Source organism: Cytobacillus luteolus, from assembly GCF_017873715.1.
Taxonomy (GTDB): domain Bacteria; phylum Bacillota; class Bacilli; order Bacillales; family Bacillaceae_L; genus Bacillus_BV; species Bacillus_BV luteola.
Genome location: NZ_JAGGKM010000019.1, coordinates 1 through 1,067, shown reverse-complemented (window position 1 = coordinate 1,067; position 1,067 = coordinate 1). Strand labels below are relative to the sequence as shown.

The window sequence follows — 1,067 nt, the reverse complement described above, 5'->3', positions numbered from 1 at the left end:
ACTTAACCTTGCACGGGATCGTAACTCGCCGGTTCATTCTACAAAAGGCACGCCATCACCCATTAACGGGCTCTGACTACTTGTAGGCACACGGTTTCAGGTTCTCTTTCACTCCCCTTCCGGGGTGCTTTTCACCTTTCCCTCACGGTACTGGTTCACTATCGGTCACTAGGGAGTATTTAGCCTTGGGAGATGGTCCTCCCTGCTTCCGACGGGATTTCTCGTGTCCCGCCGTACTCAGGATCCACTCAAGAGGGAACGAAGTTTCGACTACAGGGTTGTTACCTTCTACGACGGATCTTTCCAGATCTCTTCGTCTACCCCGTTCCTTTGTAACTCCATATAGAGTGTCCTACAACCCCAAGAGGCAAGCCTCTTGGTTTGGGCTATATTCCGTTTCGCTCGCCGCTACTCAGGAAATCGCGTTTGCTTTCTCTTCCTCCGGGTACTTAGATGTTTCAGTTCCCCGGGTATGCCTTCAAATACCCTATGTATTCAGGTATCGATACTACTCCATTACGAGTAGTGGGTTTCCCCATTCGGAAATCTTCGGATCAATGCTTACTTACAGCTCCCCGAAGCATATCGGTGTTAGTCCCGTCCTTCATCGGCTCCTAGTGCCAAGGCATCCACCGTGCGCCCTTTCTAACTTAACCGTGAAAAAAGTAAACTTTTTTCTAAGATTAGAAAGTTTTCTTTCTATAAAGAAAGAACTTTACACAATTCTTACATTGAATGTCTTGTTACGTTATCTAGTTTTCAAGGAACAAAGCTACTGACTTCAATCACATCATGATTAAACATCAGTGCGTTACTTCATGCAGCTTTGCGCTGAGGAATTAATCATCGTGGATTAATCTTGCAGACGCAAGCGCAATACTTTTTGCTGCTAGGCAAAAAGTTACCTTAGTTTGAGAGATAGTTCTCTCAAAACTGAACACAACACAGAGGCATCTTCTTATGAAGTACAGCGTACTTCAGTTTCCTTAGAAAGGAGGTGATCCAGCCGCACCTTCCGATACGGCTACCTTGTTACGACTTCACCCCAATCATCTGTCCCACCTTAG

The 1,067-nt window shown here is 46.0% G+C and carries 2 rRNA genes; both read right to left on the bottom strand.

Going from position 1 to position 1,067, the window contains the following annotated elements:
- Nucleotides 1-656 (bottom strand): 23S ribosomal RNA (locus tag J2Z26_RS22020); the annotation flags it as partial.
- A 334-nt stretch (nt 657-990) separates the two neighbouring features.
- A 16S ribosomal RNA gene (locus J2Z26_RS22015) occupies nt 991-1,067 on the bottom strand; the annotation flags it as partial.